The 19,673-nt window shown below is 65.6% G+C and carries 18 protein-coding genes; 7 read left to right on the top strand and 11 right to left on the bottom strand.

The features are described 5' to 3' along the window. The first annotated feature begins 67 nt into the window (after window positions 1-67). A complete protein-coding gene (locus U5A57_RS31525; RefSeq protein WP_415774682.1) occupies window positions 68-1,165 on the top strand; it encodes a porin in 1,098 nt (365 codons plus the stop codon). 55 nt (window positions 1,166-1,220) lie between these two features. On the opposite strand, the gene U5A57_RS31520 is transcribed toward U5A57_RS31525, so the two are convergent. From U5A57_RS31520 to U5A57_RS31500, 5 genes are all read right to left on the bottom strand, one after another. Then, window positions 1,221-3,185, bottom strand: a complete 1,965-nt coding sequence (locus tag U5A57_RS31520) for a beta-galactosidase (protein ID WP_321915591.1) — start codon at window positions 3,183-3,185, stop codon at window positions 1,221-1,223. Between the two features lie 77 nt (window positions 3,186-3,262). Next, a complete protein-coding gene (locus U5A57_RS31515; protein ID WP_321915590.1) occupies window positions 3,263-4,114 on the bottom strand; it encodes a carbohydrate ABC transporter permease in 852 nt (283 codons plus the stop codon). A gap of 20 nt (window positions 4,115-4,134) precedes the next feature. After that, window positions 4,135-5,040, bottom strand: a complete 906-nt coding sequence (locus U5A57_RS31510) for a sugar ABC transporter permease (protein WP_321915589.1) — start codon at window positions 5,038-5,040, stop codon at window positions 4,135-4,137. A 59-nt stretch (window positions 5,041-5,099) separates the two neighbouring features. Further along, a complete protein-coding gene (locus tag U5A57_RS31505; RefSeq protein ID WP_321915588.1) occupies window positions 5,100-6,365 on the bottom strand; it encodes an ABC transporter substrate-binding protein in 1,266 nt (421 codons plus the stop codon). Window positions 6,366-6,477: 112 nt separating this feature from the next. Next, on the bottom strand, window positions 6,478-7,614 hold the full coding sequence (locus U5A57_RS31500; protein WP_321915587.1) for a sn-glycerol-3-phosphate ABC transporter ATP-binding protein UgpC: 1,137 nt from the start codon (window positions 7,612-7,614) through the stop codon (window positions 6,478-6,480). A gap of 206 nt (window positions 7,615-7,820) precedes the next feature. On the opposite strand from U5A57_RS31500, the gene U5A57_RS31495 reads away from it, so the two are divergent. The 3 genes from U5A57_RS31495 to solA all read left to right on the top strand — a co-directional run bounded on the left by U5A57_RS31495 (window position 7,821) and on the right by solA (window position 10,683). Then, entirely contained in the window at window positions 7,821-8,846 is a 1,026-nt protein-coding gene (locus tag U5A57_RS31495; RefSeq protein ID WP_321915586.1) for a LacI family DNA-binding transcriptional regulator, read from the top strand. A 265-nt stretch (window positions 8,847-9,111) separates the two neighbouring features. Next, window positions 9,112-9,393, top strand: coding sequence for a hypothetical protein (locus U5A57_RS31490; RefSeq protein WP_321915585.1), 282 nt, complete (start codon window positions 9,112-9,114; stop codon window positions 9,391-9,393). A 132-nt stretch (window positions 9,394-9,525) separates the two neighbouring features. Then, window positions 9,526-10,683, top strand: a complete 1,158-nt coding sequence (gene solA, locus U5A57_RS31485) for an N-methyl-L-tryptophan oxidase (RefSeq protein WP_321915584.1) — start codon at window positions 9,526-9,528, stop codon at window positions 10,681-10,683. A gap of 15 nt (window positions 10,684-10,698) precedes the next feature. Here the strand turns inward: solA and U5A57_RS31480 are convergent, their stop codons facing one another. From U5A57_RS31480 to U5A57_RS31455, 6 genes are all read right to left on the bottom strand, one after another. After that, window positions 10,699-11,769, bottom strand: a complete 1,071-nt coding sequence (locus tag U5A57_RS31480; RefSeq protein WP_321915583.1) for a hypothetical protein — start codon at window positions 11,767-11,769, stop codon at window positions 10,699-10,701. 113 nt (window positions 11,770-11,882) lie between these two features. After that, window positions 11,883-13,187, bottom strand: a complete 1,305-nt coding sequence (locus tag U5A57_RS31475) for an RNA polymerase sigma factor (protein ID WP_321915582.1) — start codon at window positions 13,185-13,187, stop codon at window positions 11,883-11,885. Beyond that, the gene (locus U5A57_RS31470) at window positions 13,184-13,606 is read right to left on the bottom strand and encodes a VOC family protein (RefSeq protein WP_321915581.1); all 423 of its coding nucleotides are present in this window, start codon (window positions 13,604-13,606) and stop codon (window positions 13,184-13,186) included. Before U5A57_RS31470 ends, U5A57_RS31475 begins: the two co-directional genes overlap by 4 nt. A gap of 32 nt (window positions 13,607-13,638) precedes the next feature. Further along, entirely contained in the window at window positions 13,639-14,058 is a 420-nt protein-coding gene (locus tag U5A57_RS31465; protein WP_321915580.1) for a YciI family protein, read from the bottom strand. A gap of 145 nt (window positions 14,059-14,203) precedes the next feature. Beyond that, window positions 14,204-14,557: a YciI family protein gene (locus U5A57_RS31460; protein ID WP_321915579.1), complete on the bottom strand. Its 354-nt coding sequence runs from the start codon at window positions 14,555-14,557 to the stop codon at window positions 14,204-14,206. Window positions 14,558-14,651: 94 nt separating this feature from the next. Then, window positions 14,652-15,269, bottom strand: a complete 618-nt coding sequence (locus tag U5A57_RS31455; RefSeq protein WP_321915578.1) for a TetR/AcrR family transcriptional regulator — start codon at window positions 15,267-15,269, stop codon at window positions 14,652-14,654. Window positions 15,270-15,357: 88 nt separating this feature from the next. Here U5A57_RS31455 and U5A57_RS31450 point away from each other — a divergent pair, with 88 nt between their 5' ends. The 3 genes from U5A57_RS31450 to U5A57_RS31440 all read left to right on the top strand — a co-directional run bounded on the left by U5A57_RS31450 (window position 15,358) and on the right by U5A57_RS31440 (window position 19,652). Further along, window positions 15,358-16,497: an MBL fold metallo-hydrolase gene (locus U5A57_RS31450; RefSeq protein ID WP_321915577.1), complete on the top strand. Its 1,140-nt coding sequence runs from the start codon at window positions 15,358-15,360 to the stop codon at window positions 16,495-16,497. A 355-nt stretch (window positions 16,498-16,852) separates the two neighbouring features. Beyond that, the gene (locus tag U5A57_RS31445) at window positions 16,853-18,112 is read left to right on the top strand and encodes an ROK family transcriptional regulator (protein WP_158762746.1); all 1,260 of its coding nucleotides are present in this window, start codon (window positions 16,853-16,855) and stop codon (window positions 18,110-18,112) included. Continuing rightward, complete coding sequence (locus U5A57_RS31440; RefSeq protein WP_321915576.1) at window positions 18,099-19,652, top strand: sugar ABC transporter ATP-binding protein; 1,554 nt, start codon at window positions 18,099-18,101, stop codon at window positions 19,650-19,652. The genes U5A57_RS31445 and U5A57_RS31440 overlap by 14 nt, the downstream gene beginning before the upstream one ends. The last annotated feature ends 21 nt before the right edge of the window (window positions 19,653-19,673 follow it).

The following is a 19,673-nucleotide window of genomic DNA, read 5'->3' as shown; positions in this document are numbered from 1 at the left end:
GCCTGAAGCGCCCGTAGCACCTTGTCAGCATCGACCTCAATCCATAAATAACACTAAGGATGACGAAATGTTACATCGCGACAACCTCGGCATGAAACGACTGGTGCGCTGCCTCGCGGCGGCCGGTTTGATGGGCGCGGCAGGTGTCGCGAGCGCGCAGAGCACCGTCACGCTGTATGGCATCGTCGACGGGTCGATTCTCTACACGAGCCACACGATGAACATGCTGACGGGCCAGAACGCCGGTCATCAGTTCTCGTTCACGGACAGCGGCATGTCCGGCTCGAACTTCGGCATGCGCGGCGTCGAGGACCTGGGCGGCGGCATGCGCGCGGTGTTCGCGCTTGAAAGCGGCATTAGCATCGCGAACGGCCAGTTCAGCAATTCCAACGGCAACTTCTTCGGGCGTCAGGCGTGGGTCGGCATGGAGAGTCCCTACGGTACGGTCAAGGCCGGTTTGCAGTACTCACCGTTCTTCCTCTCGCTTTACCAGACAGACCCGCGCGGCATGTCGTACTTCGGCAGCGGTCTCGTGAGCTACGTGAACAACGTGTACGTGACCGGCCTCTTCAACAGCAACGCGATCACCTACACGTCGCCGGAAATCGCCGGCATCCAGGCGATGGGCATGTTCGCCATGGGCGGCGCAGCGGGCAACTTCCAGGCGGGACGCCAGTATTCGGCGAGCCTGCGCTACCACATCGCAGGCTTCACGCTCACCGGCGCGCTCTACAGCGGCAACGCCGGCGGCAGCGCGACCTCCACGCCGGTGCCGAGCACCGTGGAGTTCGTGGGCCGCACGATCGGCGCGAGCTACCGCTTCCCGAACTCGTTCACGATCTCCGCTTCGTATGCCCTCTACAAGGTTGCGCAGTCGTTCGACAACAGCGTCTACTCCGGCGGGTTCAGCTACATGATCACGCCCTACCTCGACGTGGATGCAGGCGTCTGGTACACGCGCGACGGCAACGACGGCAGCAATCACTCGCTGCTCGCGTCGACCGGCCTGCAGTTCTTTCTCTCCAAACGCACGACGCTTTACGGCCAGTTTGGCTACGTGAACAATCACGGACGCATGGACACGGGCCTGTCGATCAACAACGCGCTCTTTGAAGTCTCCGGCTCGACGGTGGGCGCAAGCATCGGCATACGGCATCTGTTCTGATGCGCGGCAGTGTTCCGCGAAGCGCGTGGCGCGACGCGGAACACGCTCGCGTGGCCTAGCCTTCTCGCCACGCGCACACGTCGCCTCGCGCAAGCTCACGCGCGCCCAGCACGAACTGTGCCCCTTCGGGGGCCGGAGCCTGCGCCCGTTGCTCGCCAAAGTTGAAGGCGAAACATAATCCGCCGCGCCGGCTCACTCGCATCCCCTCCGGCAAACGCTGCGTTGCGAGGCCCGCGCCGCGCGCAGCTTCGTCGAGCATGGCGAGATGCAGTTCGCGCGTGAACCACGCGGCGGCGTAACGCACGCGCCCATGTGAGAGCAAGGCGGGCCAGCCGTCTTCGAATTGCGCCTGAATGCGCGTAGCTGCGTTCGCGCGCACGTGGTCCCGCCAATGCACGGCCGCACCCTGCACGCCGCCTACCGTGAGCGCGGGCGCGAGCGTTGGCCGCAGCGATTCGGCCTCGAGCACCTGCAAGGGCAGCACGCGCTGCAATGCGCCGGGCGGCAATTCGCCGGGAATGGCGAAGTGCGCGGTCTTCGAACCGCTGCGCGGCCCGAACACCCAGAGGCCGTCGCTGCGCTCGATCTGATCGACGAAGCTGTCGTCGATCACCGCCAGCGACGGCACCACCACGAGCCGGTACGCCGAGAGATCTGCATGCCGCGAGACGATTTCGACATCGAGGCCGAGTTCGCGCAGCGCGCTGTAGTAGTCGAACGCGAGCGTTTGATAGTCGAAGCTCGCGCCGTGGCGCTGGATCTCGAACATCCACTGCGTTTCGTAGTCGAACACGAGCGCCACCTGTGCGCGCCCCGCCGGCGCAAGCGTGCGCAACGCATCGTTCGCCGCGATCTCGCGCGCGGCCTGCTCCACCTCGCGGCCGCCCGGAGACAGCTCGTTATTCGGCAGATTGAGGCCCGAATGCATCTGTTCCTGCGCATACGGGCACTGCCGCCAGCGGAAATACGAAACAAGTTCGGCGCCGTGCGCGAACGCTTCATAGGCCCACAGGCGCACCATGCCAGGCGCCGGCACCGGATTCCAGGGCGCCCAGTTCACCGGCCCCGCCTGCTGCTCCATCACCCAGAAGCGTCCGCCGCCAATCGTGCGGTAACGGTCGTGGTCGAACGAGGAGACATCGGGGTGCGCGGTGCGTGCATAGCGGGCCTTCTCCGCTTCCGGCAGCCCGATCACTTCGGTACGCGCGATTGGATAGCTGTCCCACGTCGCCACGTCAATGGCCTTGTCCGCAGCAAACCGGTAGTGATCGAAGGTCGTGAAAAAGCCCATGAAGTTGTGCAGTACATCCGCGTTCGGCGCGTAGCGGCGCAGCACCTCCGCCTGCTCGCAATGAAAGCTCGCGACTTCGTCGGACATGTAGCGGCGAAAATCCAGATGGTGCGCCGGGTTGGCGTCGGTCGGCGTGCGTACCGGCAGCCCCACCGCTTCGAACGACGGGTACTCCATGCTCCAGAACACGTTGCCCCATGCTTCGTTGAGCGATTCGATCGTGCCGTAGCGCTTTGCGAGCCACGTCTGGAAGCGGCGCTGTGCGGCGTTCGACCAGCTCGGCACGGTGTCGTGGCAGCCCAGCTCGTTGTCGGTCTGCCATGCAACCACCGCCGGATGCGCGCCGTAGCGCTGCGCCATCGCCTCGGTAATGCGCACGCAATGCGCGCGATACGGCTCGCTCGCAATGTCGTAGTGGCGGCGCGAGCCGTAGTTCCATGGCGTGCCGTCCGCGCGCACGGGAAGCATGTCGGGCGTCGCATCGACGAGCCACTTCGGCGGCGATGCCGTGGGCGTGCCAAGCACGATCTTCAGGCCGCGCGCCGCGAGCGTTTCGATCGCGTCGTCGAGCCAGGTCCATTTATACACGCCCGCGCGCGGTTCCATGCGGCTCCACGCGAATTCGCCAATGCGCACGTGCGTGATGCCGAATTCGGCCATGCGGCGCGCGTCGTCGGCCCACATCGTGCGCGGCCATTGTTCGGGGTAGTAGCAAACACCGATTTGCATGAGTGACAATCCGCCTCGGAATAACGTCGGGATAACGAATTAGATGAAAAAGGGCCTTCGGCTGCGGCAAGTCCCGATCAGCCCTTGCTCGCGCCGAAGGTAAGCCCCGCGACAAAATGTTTCTGCATGGCGAAGAACATCAGCACCGAAGGCAGCGCCGCGAGCACCGAGCCCGCCGCCACGAGATTCCACGCCGTGGTCCACTGCCCCTTGAGCGCGGCCACGCCCACTGTGATCGGCGCGGCGTCGTCGCCTTGCGTGAGACACAGCGCCCAGAAGTAGTCGTTCCAGACGAACGTGAACACGAGAATGCCGAGTGCCGCGAGCGCGGGCCGCACGAGCGGCATGACGATGCGCCAGTAGATCGCCCATTCGCTCGCGCCTTCCACGCGCGCGGCCTCGATCAACTCGAACGGCAACTGCTTGATGAAATTGCGCAGGAACAGCGTGCAAAATCCGGTCTGGAACGACACGTGAAAAATGATGAGCGCCCACACGGTGTTGTAAAGCCCCACGCGCAGCGCCATGTCGCGCACCGGAATCATGAGGATCTGGATCGGCACGAAATTACCCGCGACGAAGGCGAACAACACCGCCGTGTTACCGCGAAACCGATACGTGGAGAGCGCGAAGCCCGCCATCGAGGCCAGCGCGATGGCGCCGATCACCGAAGGCACCGTAATCAGCACGCTATTCGCGAAGTAATGCAGCATGGGCGTTTGCGTGAGCGCCGCGCCGTAGTTTTCCAGCAGGGCGAAGTGCTTCGGCCAGCCCCAATAGTCGCCCTGCTGCAATTCTTCTGTAGAGCGGATCGACGTGACGAGCACCGCGAGCATGGGCAACAGCCAGAGCACGAGCGCAATCGGCAGCGAGATCTTGTAGAGCGCGCGATTCGCGGGTTTCCAGCGATCGACGGGAAGCGGATACATAAGCGGCAACTCCGTGAAAATCAGCGTTCTTCGCGCAGCATGCGGCGCAAATGGAACACGATATAAACGAGCATGATGGCGAACAGCACGACGGCAATCGACGCCGAGTAGCCTTCGCGGTAATACTTGATCGCCTGGTCGTACATGAAGTACGCGAGCACGGTGGAGCTGTCGAACGGGCCACCACCGCTCATCACCGCGATGAGGTCGAAGCTGCGCAGCGCGCCGATCACCGTGAGCACGATGGCCATGAAGGTGGCCGGGCGGAGCTGCGGGAGCACCACGTGCCAAAAGAGCCGCCAGCCTTTCGCGCCTTCCATGCGCGCGGCTTCCACGACCTCCGGGTTGATGCCCGTGAGGCCCGTGAGATACAGAATCATGCAGAACGGCGTTTGCGGCCACAGCGCGGCGAAGATGATGCCGAACGTCACGAGCTTCGGGTCGCCGAGCACAGGTATGCCGTGCCCGACGATCATCTTCAGGAGACCGAAGGTCGGGTCGTAGAACCACGAGAACACGAGGCCCACCACCACGCCCGAGAGCACGAACGGCGCGAAGAACAGCGACTTCACCGCGCGTATGCCGCGCACGTGCTGGTTCAGATACAGCGCGAACACGAGACCGAGCGGCGGCGCGAGCAGGAACAGCACGAGCCACAGCAGGTTGTTCTTGAGCGCGGTATAGAACGTGTCGGTCTGGAACAGCTCGACGTAGTTGGCAAGGCCGACAAACGTCTTCGCGGTCATGCCGTCCCAGTTATAGAAGCTCAGCGTAATGCTGCTGAAAATCGGGTAGATCACGCACAGCGTAAAGAGCGCGCAGCCCGGCAGCAGGAAGAACAGCGCGGCGCGATTCTGTTGCCGCCGCACAGTAGAGACGCGACGTGGCCGCGCCGCCCCAATGGGGCGCGCCAGGGTATCGGACATGGTGAAGTCTCGCCGGAGATTGCAGAAGGTGCGGCCAGCGGGCCGGCCGCACCACGGCTTTACTTGTGGTAAATGCGCTGGCGCGTCGTTTCGAGGCGCGCAAGCAGCGTGTCGAGCTGCGACGGGTCGCTATAGAACTGCTGCATGGCCTTCATGCCTTCGTCGGCCATTTCCTTTTGCATGTCGCGGTCGTAGAACTGCGCAATGCCGCCGCGCGTGCTCGCGAGCGTCTGGAAGCCCACCTTGGAGATGGGATCGTCAGGCTCCGCGGCCTTGTTGTTCGAAGGCAACTGGCCCCAGCCGTGCGCGAGTTCGGCGTTGATCGCGGGCGTTTCCATGAAGGCCAGCAGCCGGCGCGCGTCGGCCTTGTTTTTAGCCTTCGCAGGAATCAGCAGCACGTTCACGGGACCGTCTTCGGCCGTCGGCACATTGGCGTCGATGATCGGGAAGCGGAAGAAGCCCACGTCCTGCTTCATGTTCGCCGGGAAGCTGGCCGAGAAGAACGTGCCCATCAGCATCATCGCCGCCTTGCCGTTCACGAGCACCGGCGCGATCGAATCCACGTCGTATGAAAGCGCGTTCTCCATGAAGCAATGGTTGTCCATCATCGTCTTCCACGTGGTGTACACCTTCTTCACGCGCGGGTCGGTATAGGGAATCTGACCGGCCATCAACTGTTGATGGAACTCGTTGCCGTTGATGCGCAGGTCCAGATAGTCGAACCAGGCCGCCAGCGTCCAGCTATCGCGCGCGGCTACGGCAATGGGCTGCACGCCAATGGCGTTGAGCTTCTTGCAGCTTTCCAGCAATTCGTCGAAGGTCTTCGGCTCTGACTTGATGCCAGCCTTGGCGAACAGGTCCTTGCGGTAGAAGAAGCCATAGGCGTCATAGCCGAGCGGCGCGGCGTACTGCTTGCCGTTCCACGTGGACGCGCTCTTCACCGACGCGTACTGCTCGTTCCAGCCGTTCTTGGCCCAGTCCGGCGACAGGTCTTCCAGCAGGCCGCGCTCGGCGTAATAGGCCATGCGCTCGCCGTCGTGCCACGACACCACGTCGGGCGGATCGGTCGCGAGCCAGCCGCCCATTTGGACCTTGTAGGCCTCCTCCGTTATATAGGACACCTTGAGTGTCACGTCGGGGTTGGCCTTCTGGAACTTGTCGAAGGCGTCTTGCCATGTCGAGCGCTGGTTCGCGCGCGCCGAGACGTTGACGGTTAGCGTCCCGGCGTTGGCGGCCATGCTCGTGAACGCGGTCGCCGCAACGATCGCAACGGCCGCCGAGGCGCGGGCCAGCGAACCGAACGTTTTCAAGCGATTAGAAAACATCTGTTGTCTCCTGGGTCGATCCATCCAACTTGCTGTTGGACTGCCTTTGTCGACTGACGGCACTCGCGCCGCCAGACCTGGTAACCCGCTCTGCCGGCGGGGTATAACGAAATCAGGCCAGCGCCGGCGCGTGCGCTATCGCAAGCCGGGGTAGTGCAACGCCTTCTGCGTCGAACAGATGGCACGCTTGCGGCGGCACGTGTACGCGGATGCGCTCGCCCACGCCAATGAGCGAATCGCCCGGCGCTTTGGCGACCAGTGTGCCCGCCGCATGATCCGCGTGCAGATAGCTATGTTCGCCCAGGCGCTCGGCAAGGACCGTTGCGCACGCAATCGATTGATCGTCGCCGGTCAGCCGCAGATGTTCGGGACGCACGCCCAGCGTGACGGGCTGGCCGCGCTGCAATGCGCGGCCGTCCACGCAGGCGAGCAGTGTCTCTCCGCCGTTGAGCGCGATGCGCACGCCCTCCTCGTCCACCGTTTCGACGGTCGCATCGATGAAGTTCATGCGCGGCGAGCCGATGAACCCGGCCACGAAGCGCGACTTCGGATGGTGATAGAGATCGAGCGGCGCGCCGCTTTGCGCCACGCTGCCGTGGCGCTCCATGTCGGCGCCCGCGTGCAGCAGCACGATGCGGTCGGCAAGCGTCATCGCCTCGACCTGGTCGTGCGTGACATACACCACGCTCGCGTCTGTGAAACGCTGGTGCAGGCGCGCGATCTCCACACGCGTGTGGCTGCGCAATGCGGCATCGAGGTTGGAAAGCGGCTCGTCGAACAGGAACACGCCGGGCTCGCGCACGATCGCGCGGCCAATCGCAACGCGCTGCCGCTGCCCGCCGGACAGCGCCTTGGGATGCCGGTCGAGCAGCGCCTCCAGTTGCAGGCTGCGCGCGGCGTCGCGCACGCGGCGCTCGATCTCGGCCTTCGGCACCTTCGCGATCTTCAGGCCGAACGCGATGTTGTCGAACACCGTCATGTGCGGAAAGAGCGCGTAGCTCTGAAACACCATCGCCACGCCGCGCTCGGCGGCGGGCACGTCCGTCACCACGCGCGAGCCGATGCGCAATTCGCCTTCGCTCAATTCCTCGAGACCCGCGATCATGCGCAGCAGCGTGGACTTGCCGCAGCCGGAAGGCCCAAGGAACACACAAAACTCGTGATGCCCGATGTCGAGATCGACGCGCCGGACCACCGGAGGATGATCGCCGTAGCGTTTGCCGACGCCCGAGAGCTGTATCGTCGCCATGTTCTCGCCTCGAAATTTAAGCGCTTAAATTTTTCTGCTGAAAACAGCACGCAGCCCTTGCACAGCGGGCATTTAACCGCTTAAATTCGAATCCGGCATACTCGCGCATTCGTTGTCTCCGTTGATGTTGTGGGAGAAAAGTAGCAAACCCGGCCGCAGCATTGCAACATTTGAATCATCTTCCCTGAATGTGGGAAAGGTCCTCCATGGTCACCTTGTCAGAAGTCGCGCGCCGCGCTCGCGTTACCGCGGCGACCGTCTCGAACGTGCTGCGCAACCGCGAGAAAGTCCGCCCCGAGACAGCCGAGCGCGTGCTGCAGGCCATCGCCGAACTGGGCTACCGCCCCAACCTCAATGCGCGCGCGCTGGCGCAGGGCCGCTCCTCCACGCTCGCGCTCATGCTCTCGAACATCTCCAACCCGTTCTACCCCGAGTTCGTGCTCGCGGCCGAGCGCGCCGCGCGCAAGGCAGGTCACTTCCTCATGGTCTGCAACACCGACGACGACGCGCAAATCGGCCGTGCCTACCTGAACCAGATTGCGGGCACCTTCGCGGATGGCGTGCTCGTGATGAACACCGACATCGCCATGAACGAGCTGTGCATTTCGGCCATGCACAACGGCCCTATTCTGCTGGCGATGTGGGAGCACCCCGAAAATCCGCCCGTGCTGCCGTGCGTGGCCGTGGACTTCGCGCGCGCCGGTGCGCTCGCCGCGCAGCATCTGCTTGAGTTGGGACACCGGAATATCGCCATGCTGATCGGCGACGGCTGCGGCGGCTTGCAGGACGCGCGTTCGGAAGGATTCCGAACGGCCTTGCGCGAAGGCGGCGTGAATCCCGCAAGCGTGGCGCAGATGCAGGTGCGCGACTCGATCGACTCCGGCTACGCGGCCTGCCACACATTGCTGGCGCAGCACCCGAATGTGAGCGCGATCTTCGCGACCAACGACCTGCTCGCGATCGGCGCGATTCAGGCGCTCGTCAGCATGGGGCGCGCCGTGCCCGATGATGTGTCCGTGATCGGCATCACCGACATTCAGCTCGCCCATCAGATGCGCCCCGCGCTCACCACGGTCGCGATCCAGACCGAGGCCGTGGCCGAACTGTCGATCCGCAGCCTGATCCGGCTGATCGCAGAACCGGAGCAGCAGCCGCCCATGGTGCTCGGGCCGCCGCCGGAGCTGGTCACGCGCATGTCCACGGGGCCGCGCAGGCGGCGCGCGCGGGCCTGAATGCGGTGTGGCGAAAACGCCACCGCGCCGAAAATTGAGACGCAAGGTCAAGCAGCCCCCGCCGAGCGCGCTACATTTGCGCTACAGCGAGACACGTCTGCCTGCTCCTGCGGCGGCTGGCCCGTCTGATGGACCGGATTCCTGCGTTCCGCATGGCAATGCCTGCCGGGGGAGAGGCAAGCCGTGCGCGGCATTTCATATGCCAGGAACGCACCGATTCGGGCCGTGCAGCCACCATGGCGACCTGAGAGAACCCAAAAAGAAAATGAGCATCCTGGCCAAACACGTGCCTCCGAAGATCACGGGGCTACTGCCCGCAGCGCTGGCAGACACGCAACTCGACCACGTCGAGCGCATGGTCCAGTACTACACCCACCACGGCGACGCTGCGGTGAGCGGCTTCGACTACGCCTACTGGCGCAAGCGCCTGCGAGCCGTGGCCGAAACCTACGATCTCGTTGCGACCCAGCGCAAGCGCATCGTCGACCTGCTCGACCGGCTCGAACGCGACGCCCTGCTCAGTTTGCCGCCGCACGAGCGGGTCTGATCCGGCGCGCGCGGCCTCGCTCGACAGGTGCGGGCGAAGCGCCGACAATAAATGCCCTTTACGTGCGCGCGGTCCCGATGTGCGGGGCCGGGCGCGCAGACGTTCGCGCGCCTTGGCGCGCACAGGGCACACATGCAGGACACAAACGTAAGCAATCGACATTTCGACACGATCATCGTTGGCGCAGGCTCGATGGGGATGGCCGCCGGCTACTATCTGAGCCGCCTCGGCAACAAGGTGCTGCTGCTCGACGCCGGCGATCCGCCTCACGATCAGGGCGCGCATCACGGCGCCACGCGCCTCATCCGCCACGCCTACGGCGAAGGCGCCGCCTACGTGCCGCTCGCCTTGCGCGCCCAGCAGCTTTGGGAAGACCTCGAGCAGCACGCGCAAACGGCCCTGTTCGTGCGCACGGGCGTCGTCAATATCGGCTCGCCCGGCGACGCGTTTCTGCGCGAGGTGCAGGCGAGCGCGGCCCGCTACGACATTGCGCTCGAAACGCTCGACGCAGCCACGGCCAGCCGGCGCTGGCCAGCATGGCGCCTCAGGCCGGAGCAGATCGCGAGCTTCGAACCCGGCGCGGGCGTGCTGTATTGCGAGCGCGCGATCAGCGCTTACCGCCAGCTCGCGACCGCGCTCGGCGCAACGCTCGGCACGAATACGCGTGTTGCACGCATCGAGTGCCATGGGCGCGAGAGCGTCAACGTCTGGACCGACAAGAACGAGAAGTTCACCGCGCGCGACCTGATCGTATGCGCCGGCAAATCGACTCGCGGCTTGCTCGCCCCGCTGGGCCTCGAGGTTCCGGTTGCGCGCGTGCGCAAGAGCTTTGCGTGGTTCGAGGGCGAGCCCGGCCTCTTTGCGCCGGAGCGCTTTCCGGGCTTTTCCGTCGCCTCTGAAGTGGGGGCCTATTACGGCTTCCCCGATCTCGACGGCAGCGGCCTGAAACTGGGCCGGCACGATGGCGGCGAGCCCGTGGCGGCCGACGCCCCGCTCGCGCCATTCGGTGCGCAGCCGTCTGACCTCGGCGATCTCCAGGCCTTTCTGGAACGCTATTTACCTGGCGCGGGCAAGCTGCGCGTGGGCCGCGCATGCGAATACGACATGACGCCGGACGAGCATTTCATCATCGACCGGGTGCCCACCTGCCCGCACGTGCACGTCGCGACCGGCTTTTCCGGGCACGGCTTCAAGTTCGCCAGCGCGATCGGCGAGGCGCTCGCCGAGCGGATTACGCAAGGCGAAAGCCGCATCGACCTTGCGATGTTCGCGCGCAAGCGCTTTGCATGACGGGGCGGCCTTGACCTAGTTCGCGGGAATCGTCACGACCGGCGCCTTGCTGCTCGTGTCGGCTTCCGCGAGCGCCATGAGGTTTTGCAGCACCGTGAACGCATATTTCGAATCGAAGTCGGCGCGCTCGACCCAGTACGCCGTGCCGTCGTAGTCGATCGCCACATAGGCATCCGCCGGCGCCTTCGGCCCCTGATGCACGACGATAATCGGACGCGTTTCGCCGCCGATCAGTCCAACGGTCGGCTTCGTCGCGCCGCTCTGCACCTGGGCGTCCGGCACCTGAACCTGGGCGCCGATATTCGTGAGGATGCCGAGCACCGAGCGCGTGACCATCGGAATGCGGTTGCCGCCCTGCGCCGAGGGGCCGTAGACAATCTCGTAGGTGCGCGTGTCGGCCGCGAGATGGAGCAGTTCGCGCACGCGCGCAAGGTCCGCCGAAACCTGCGGCGACTGCGCGCTGTTCGTCGCGCCGAGCGCGAGAAACACGCTGTTCCTGCCGTTCTCGTTACGCGACTCCACGTTCAGCTCGCCGGCCAGTTGCAGGCGACGCAGTGCCTGCAGCAACTGGAAGAACCCGGCCGAGCCCGCGCTGCCGTCTCCACCCAGCGCGCTACCGTTCTGCAGCCCGCCGATCGATTGCGCGCTGATGCGCAACAGGAGATCGACCGGCATGCCGCCTTCGGCGAGCGGCATGATCAGTTCCGGCGCAAGCGGACGGATGTAGGCGGACGCGAACGCTTCGCCCGTGGTCGGCGAGAATGTGAAGGTCGGGCGATTCGACCAGGAGACGCTGCCGGTCGCCAGCGCATAGTTCGGTTCCGAGCCCGAGCCGATATTGCCGGTCGCGCCCGCCGTCGAGTCGAATTGATACGCCGCGATGATCGAACTCACCGTGAGGAAGGCGGGCGCATCGCCGTAACGCAATCCAACCACCGCCGCGAGAATTTCGCGCTTTTTTGCATCACCTAACGCTCTTGCGTAGTCGACCTGATCCGCGCGCAAGCGCGTCGGGCCGAGATGCACACATGCCGTGCCCAGCAAGGCCGAGCACGAAACCGCCAGAATCGTCGTTTTTGAAATCATTGCAAGCTTGCGCGGCCGGCCGCGCGCAGAGAGTGGGTCCGCGCGCACAGGTAGCAAGCGTTGTGCCCCGAAATTTCAGACGAGCAGGGAATTGCCGCTCAGCGGCTCGTGTTCTATCTGCGCGGCGCGCACGCCAGCGCCCTTGCCAGCAGCACTTCGCGGTCGCGCGCGTTTTGCGTGAGCGCGGCCGCGCGCTCGAATTCCGTGCGCGCCTCCGCACGGCGCCCGAGCTTGTCGAGCAAGTCGCCGCGCGTGGCCGGCAGCCACGGATAGTGGCGCAGCGCGGGCTCTGCGCACAGCGCATCGACAAGGTCGAGCGCCGCCTGCGGCCCTTGCGCCATGCCCACCGCCACCGCGCGATTCAGGCGCACGACGGGCGAGGCGTCGAGTTGCAAAAGCGCGTCATAGATCGAAACGATTTGCGCCCAGTCGGTCGCCGCCGCACTCGGCGCGCGCGCATGGCACGCCGCCAGCGCAGCCTGCAGGGCGTAGGGGCCCGGCGCAGCCGCGCAAGCCGCACCGCGCGCAATCGCGGCGAGTCCGCGCCGGATCAATAGCGCGTCCCACCGGCCGCGGTCCTGATCGGCGAGCAGCACGGCGCGCCCTGCGCGGTCCACGCGCGCGGGCAAGCGCGAAGCCTGCAGTTCCATCAGCGCAACGAGACCGTGCGCCTCGCCCTCGAGCGGAACGAGTTCCGCCAGCATGCGGCCAAGCCGCAGCGCTTCTTCGCACAGCGCGGGCCGTGTCCAGTCCGCGCCTGCCGTGGCCGCATAGCCTTCGTTGAAGATCAGGTAAATCACTTCGAACACCGAAGCAAGCCGCGGTTCGAGGTCGGCAAGCCGCGGCACTTCGAACGGGACCTTCGCGGCCGCGAGCGTGCGCTTGGCCCGCACGATGCGCTGCGCGACGGTCGCCTCCGGCACGAGAAACGCGCGCGCGATCTCCGCCGTGGTGAGGCCGCCGAGCAAGCGCAGCGTGAGCGCCGCGCGTCCTTCCTTCGGCAGCACCGGATGGCACGCTACGAACACGAGCCGCAGCAGATCGTCGCCGATTTCGTCCTCGCGCGCGGCGTCGAGCGCTTCGACGAAGTCGGGTGCGAAGTGCGCTTCGAGCGCTTCGAGATCCGCGCCCATCGCCTCGTGCGCGCGGGCATGCGAAGCCGCGCGACGCAGCCGGTCGAGCGCGCGATGTTTCGCGGCGGTCATGAGCCACGCTCCGGGGTTCTCGGGAATGCCGCTCGCAGGCCAGCTTTCGAGCGCGACGACGAACGCGTCCTGCGCGATTTCCTCGGCCACGCCCACGTCGCGCACAATGCGCGCGGCGTGGGCGATCACCTTCGCCGACTCGATGCGCCACACGGCCTCGACCGCGCGGCGCGTGGCGGCGAATGCGTCCCGCTTGTCGCCTCGCCCGGTCACGAACCGTGCGCGCCCTTTTCAATCGCGGCCGGCGACATATACATCAGCTCCCAGATATGGCCGTCGGGGTCTTCGAAACTGCGGCCGTACATGTCGGTGCCGTTTTCCATCGGCGGACGCTTCGACGTGCCGCCCGCCGCAAGCGCCTTGTCCACGAGCGTGTCCACTTCCTCACGCGACACGCACGAGAGGCACGTCAGCACCTCGGTGCTTTCGCGGGCGTCGACGAGCGCCTTGTCGGTGAAATTGCGCATGAAGCCGGTGGTGAGCAGCATGGCGTAGATGTTTTCGCCCAGCACCATGCAGGCGGCCTGGTCGTTGGTGAATTTCGGGTCGAACGTGAAGCCGAGCTGGCCGAAGAAGTCCATCGAGCGCTTGAGATCGCGCACGCCCAGATTGACGAAGATGTGCTTATGCATGAGTGTGTTCTCGCAGTGATCGATGAAAATGCTCAGGATGACTTACGTTGTTGCTGAAGCTGGCGAAAACTCTCCACGCCCTCGCACGCCGGAAATTCGTCGAGTTCGTAGAGCTGCCGCACTTCGACCTCACATTCAGCGCGGCCGAAGGGAGACGGGAAGCGGCGCGCCCATTCGATCGCTTCGTCGCGCGAGCGCACCTGGATCAGCGTATAGCCGGCAATCAGCTCCTTCGTCTCGGCGAACGGGCCATCGACGATCGTGGGTTTGCCGTTCGTGTAGTGCACGCGAAAGCCGCGAGAGCTTGGCTGCAGGCCCGAGGCGTCGAGCAGCACGCCCGCCTTCGCCAGTTCTTCGTGATAGCGGGCCATCTCGGCGAATATTTCCACGTCGTCGGGCGGCTCGCCCGCTTCGGTCAACGCGTTGGCGCGCACCATGATCATGAATCGCATTGTCTTCTCCTGAATGTGACGTTCGGGAATGGTCGAAGGCCCCCGTGGGGGCGCTCATGAACACGACGCGCGGCGCCCACGGAAATCGACAACGGACAGCGAAATTTATTACGTGCCTGGGGAAACTACCTGGGAAGACGCCGCTTCAGCGGAAGCACGGCCCGGTTTCACGCACTTCAATGCTCGCCCATTGCGCCGCGGGACAGCGCTGCGCGATGGCGAGCGCCTCGTCGCGCGTGGCGCAATCGACGAGGAAAAAGCCGCCGATCATCTCCTTCGCTTCGGCGAACGGACCGTCGACGATGCTCGTACGGCCTTCGCGCACCTGCACGCGGGCGCCGTTCGCGTCGGCGGTAAGCGCGTGCGCGTCGATCAGCTTGCCCTCGACGGCGAGTTGATCCGCGAACGCGACCATGCGCGCGTAGAGCGCCTCGCCTTCGGATTGCGCGCGCGTATCGCGCTGGCCTCGCGGTTCGGCGATGAGCAGCATGAATGGCATGAAGGTGTCCTCCCGGTCAGCCTGCGATCCTGAAAGGCAAGAGTCTATGCCAGAAGAACCGGCGGGCGTCGGGGCCGTGCACGCCTGCAGGCGCTCACGCGTAGCGCGCGAGGAAGAGATCGGCGGACGATTCGGCAACCTGGCGCTGCTGCGCCTCGTCGAGCGGCGGCTGGCCCATCGCGACCTGCGGCCAGAAGGCGAATGCCTTCACGACGCCTTGCAGTTGCTGCGCGGCGAACGCCGGGTCGGCCGCCTTCAGGCGGCCATCGGCGGCGGCGGCGCGCACCCAGATCGTGAGGTCCTCTTCGCGCTCGCCAATGCGGGCCACCATGTCGCGCGCGCGTTCGGGCGAGTGGATGCCCGCGGCGATCGCCACGCGCGCGAGCTTGAAAAACGCCTCGTCGTTCAGGAGCCGCAGCTTGCGCATCAGCAATTCGATGAGCTGCGCGCGCAGCGGCTCGCCCGCGCGATAGGCCGGCGCGTCGGCGGTCGCGCTCGCGTCCCAGAGCTGGCACAGGATCGACGCGAACAGCGCCTCCTTGCTTGGGAAATGGTTGTAGACCGTGCGCTTCGAGACGCTCGCGCGCGCGGCAATACGGTCCATGCTCGTGGCGTCGAAGCCCGAGGTCAGGAATTCGTCGATGGCCGCCGCGACAATGGCGGCGCGCTTGCGGTCGGTCAGGCGCTGAGGGGTGGCTGGGGTGCAATCCATTTCAAAATCTTACACCACATAGTTTACTTTTTGCCAGTTTAAACTACACTGTGTAGTCTACTTAACGCTCCCAGAGGCAGCCGCCGCCATGACCTCGCCTTTCGCATCGCTGAGCCGTACCTTGGGCCTGAGTGCCGCACAACGCGGCCGCGAGCTCTCGCACACTTCGCCGCAACATGACGGCGAGCGCTTTCGCAACGTGCGTCCGCGTCCGGCCGAGGGCCTTGGCAAGACGCTGAAGATCATGTGGAACATGATCTTTCATAAGCCGGGCGGCACCATGCCCGCCGGCGCGCTGCCCGTGCAAACGCTCACGCGCGAGCAACTCGCCGCCGCGCCCGACCGCAGCGTCTACCGGCTTGGCCATTCCACGCTGCTCTTCAAGCTGCGCGGCCACTACTGGCTCACCGACCCCGTGTTCGCCGAGCGCGCCTCGCCGTTTCAGAACCTCGGGCCGAAGCGCTTTCACGCGCCGCCCATCGCGCTGGCCGACCTGCCGCCGTTGCGCGGCGTGATCCTCTCGCACGACCACTACGACCACCTCGACCGCGAAACCGTACTCGCGCTCGCCGCGACGACGGGCGTCTTTCTCACGCCGCTTGGCGTGGGCGACCGGCTCATCGATTGGGGAATCGACGGGGCGAAGGTGCGCCAGTTCGACTGGTGGCAAGGCGCGAGCGTCGAGGGCATTGAATTCACCGCTACGCCGGCGCAGCACTTCTCGGGGCGCAGCCTGTTCGACGGCAACAGCACGCTGTGGGCTTCATGGGTGATCGCCGACGCCAACCTGCGCGTGTTCTTCAGCGGCGACACCGGCTACTTCGACGGCTTTCGCACGATTGGTGAGCGCCTTGGCCCGTTCGACGCGACGTTCATCGAGACGGGGGCGTACGACCCGCACTGGCCGTACGTCCACATGCAGCCCGAGGAAACGGTGCAGGCGCACGTGGATTTGCGCGGCGACTGGCTCGTGCCGATTCATAACGGCACATTCGATCTGGCGATGCATCGCTGGCAGGATCCGTTCGAGCGCGTAACCGGCCTCGCGCTCGCGCGCGGCGTGACGCTCTCCACGCCGCGCATGGGAGAACGGTTCGATCTGGCGCAGCCGCATCGCGGCGAGCGCTGGTGGCGTGAGGTGGCCGATAGCGCAGAAAGCACGAAGGCGCCGCGTGCTTTGCGCCGGTGGTTTGGCTGTCGCGATGCGGGTGAAGCTCAGTCCTCGTAGCGCTCGCGCCTGTCCCTCCTCACCGCTGCCCGCGCGCCGCACAGCTAAACGAACGCGCGCGGGCACGCCAACTGCTCGTTCCCCGCTTCTTCCCCTTCCTTCCCAAAGTCTCCTAAGCTTTTGCATCGGACGGCCGCGCATCGCGCCGGCCCGCCGCATCGCACCCCATTACCCTTAACGGGATTTCCCCAGGCTGACAGCCCCCGATTTCTGGCATTAAATAAATCAACTTGATTTATTTAGTCAGCGACGGATACCCCGAACGCCGACACTCCCTTCAGCTTTTGCATGGGAGCTTTGCATGGGACCGGAGTCAGTGCTGAAGCACTAACTCCGGGTCGACAGGAGGAGACAAGTGAGAAGTCCGCATGTCGGTCAGGGCAGCAATTCCGCCAACGTCCGCCGCTTCAACGAACGCCTGCTGCTGCAGGCGCTGCGTCGCGCGGGCGAGGCGTCGAAGGCCGATCTCGCGCGTCTCGCGAATCTCACGAGCACGGCGGTCGGCACCATCATCACGTCGCTCACGGCCAATGGCCTGATCGAGGTGAGCGGCCGCCGCGACGGTCAGCGCGGCCAGCCCGCCTCGCTCCTGCGCCTCTCGCCGCGTGGCGCGTTCGCTATCGGCGTGCGGCTCGACCGGACCAACATCGAAACCGTCCTCGTCGATTTCGCGGGTCAGATGATCGAGCGCCGCTCGCGCGACATGCTGCTGCCGCAACCCTCGGTCGCGCAAGAAATCGTGCAGCGAGACATCGCCGAACTATTAGGGTTACTGACGACCGAGGAGCGCAGCCGCCTGGCCGGCATTGGCGTGGCGCAGCCGTACAACCTCGGCAGCTGGCTGCGCGAGCTGGGCCTGCCCACCGACACCTTCCGCGTGTGGAACGACGTGGACTTCGCGGGCGAACTCGCGCGCGCCACGGCGCTGCCCGTGTTCAGCGAAAACGACGGCAACGCAGCCGCGATCGCCGAGATTTTCTACGGCTGCGGGCGCCAGCGCGACGACTTCCTCTATCTGTTTCTCGGCCCGGCCATTGGCGGCGGCATCGCCATCGACGGCGACTGTGTGCGCGGCCTCACCGGCAACGCGGGCGACTTCGCGGTGATGCCCGTGCCGCCGAGCCGCCTGCCCTCCGCGCACAAGCCTGCAGGCCAATGGGACATCCTGCTTTCGCGCGCGTCGCTCATCGCGCTGCGGCGTCACCTGCAGTATTGCGGCGAGACGATCGACAGCCGCGCCGATCTCGAAGCCTGCATCGCGCGCGGCCACCCCGGCGTGCAGGAATGGCTCGACGACTGCATCGATGCGCTCGCCCCCGCGCTGCGTTCCGCCTTCTGCGTGCTCGACGTGCCCGCCGTAGTGCTCGACGCCGACGTGGACGCGGGCCTCATCGACACGCTCATGCAGCGCCTGCGCCTCGCGGTGGCGGCCACCGCGCCTGAGGCGCGCGGCACACCCGCCCTCGTGCGCGGCACCTTCGGACCCGATGCGGGCGCGCTCGGCGCGGCCACGCTGCCCATGTTTTTCAACTTTTCGCCGCGCGCGGGCATCCTCATGGGCGCCGGCGCACAAACTTACGCTCAAGCGCAGGAGGAGAGCCATGTCGCCCTCTGAGTCCACGCCGCCGCTGCTGGAAATGCGGGGCATCAGCAAAACGTTTCCGGGCGTACGCGCGCTCGACAACGTGCGCCTCACCGTCTTTCCCGGCGAGGTCCACTCGCTCATGGGCGAGAACGGCGCAGGCAAGTCCACGTTGATGAAGATTCTCTCCGGCGCCTATCAGGCCGATCCCGGCGGCGAGATTCTCATCGAAGGCAAACCGGTCGTGATCGATGGGCCACACGCCTCGCGCGAACTGGGCGTGGCGGTGATCTATCAGGAGCTGAGCCTCGCGCCCAATCTCTCGGTCGCGGAGAACATTCATGCGGGCCGCGAGCTGCGCAAAGGCGGCCGCCGCTTCGGCACCGTCGACCGCCGCGCCATGGAGCGTGGTTGCGAAGACGTGCTCAAGCGCCTCGGCGCGAGCTTCGGGCCCACCACGCTGGTCGGCTCGCTTTCCATCGCCGAGCGCCAGCTCGTGGAGATCGCGCGCGCCGTGCATAGCGACGCCCGCATCATCGTGATGGACGAGCCCACCACGCCGCTGTCCTCGCGCGAAACGGAACGTCTCTTCAAGCTGATCAACCAGCTTCGCGACGAAGGGCTGGCGATCATCTACATCAGTCACCGCATGGCTGAGATCTACGAACTGTCGGACCGCGTGTCCGTGCTGCGCGACGGCACCTACGTGGGCACGCTCATGCGCGACGCGCTCAACGCGGAAAGCCTCGTGAGCATGATGGTGGGCCGCGATATTTCGGGCTTCTACAAAAAGGCGCATGCCCCCTACGATCCGGGCAAGGCCGTGCTCACCGTGCGCGACGTGGCCGACGACAAGCGCGTGCGCGGCTGCAGCCTCGACCTGCACGCGGGCGAAGTGCTGGGCATTGCCGGCCTCGTCGGCGCGGGCCGCACCGAGCTTGCACGCCTGATCTTCGGCGCGGAGCCGCGCGTGCGTGGCGAGATCGCCATCGACGGCAAGACGCTCCATGTGCACACGCCGCGCGATGCGATCAACGCGGGCCTCGTGTATCTGACCGAGGACCGCAAGCATCAAGGCCTCTTTCTCGACATGAGCGTGCGCGACAACATCAACGTGGCCGTGGCCGGGCGCGACGCGCGCATGGGCGTGCTCGACCTCGCGCGCGGCGGCGAGCGCGCGAAGGAAGCCATCCGCTCGCTCTCCATTCGCGTGCCGAACTCGCGCGTGAACGTGGGCGCGCTCTCGGGCGGCAACCAGCAGAAGGTGCTGCTGTCGCGGCTGCTGGAAACGAAGCCGCGCGTGCTGATTCTCGACGAGCCCACGCGCGGCGTCGATATTGGCGCGAAGTCCGAGATCTACCGCATCATCAACGACCTCGCCAAAACCGGCGTGGGCATCATCGTGATTTCGAGCGAACTGCCCGAGATCATCGGCGTGGCCGATCGCGTGCTCGTCATGCGTGAAGGCGAATTCGCCGGGGAGCTTGGCGGCTATACGGGTAAGCCGATCACCCAGCAAGCGATCATAGAACTCGCCACCGGCTCGCAGCAACCGCTCGGCGAAGCCGCTTGACCTTCACCGCATACGCAAGAT

Source organism: Paraburkholderia sp. J11-2 (assembly GCF_905220185.1).
In the GTDB taxonomy this organism is placed as follows: Bacteria; Pseudomonadota; Gammaproteobacteria; order Burkholderiales; family Burkholderiaceae; genus Paraburkholderia.
The sequence above is the reverse complement of the archived record's forward strand: the minus strand, read 5'-3'. Positions and strand labels throughout refer to the sequence as shown.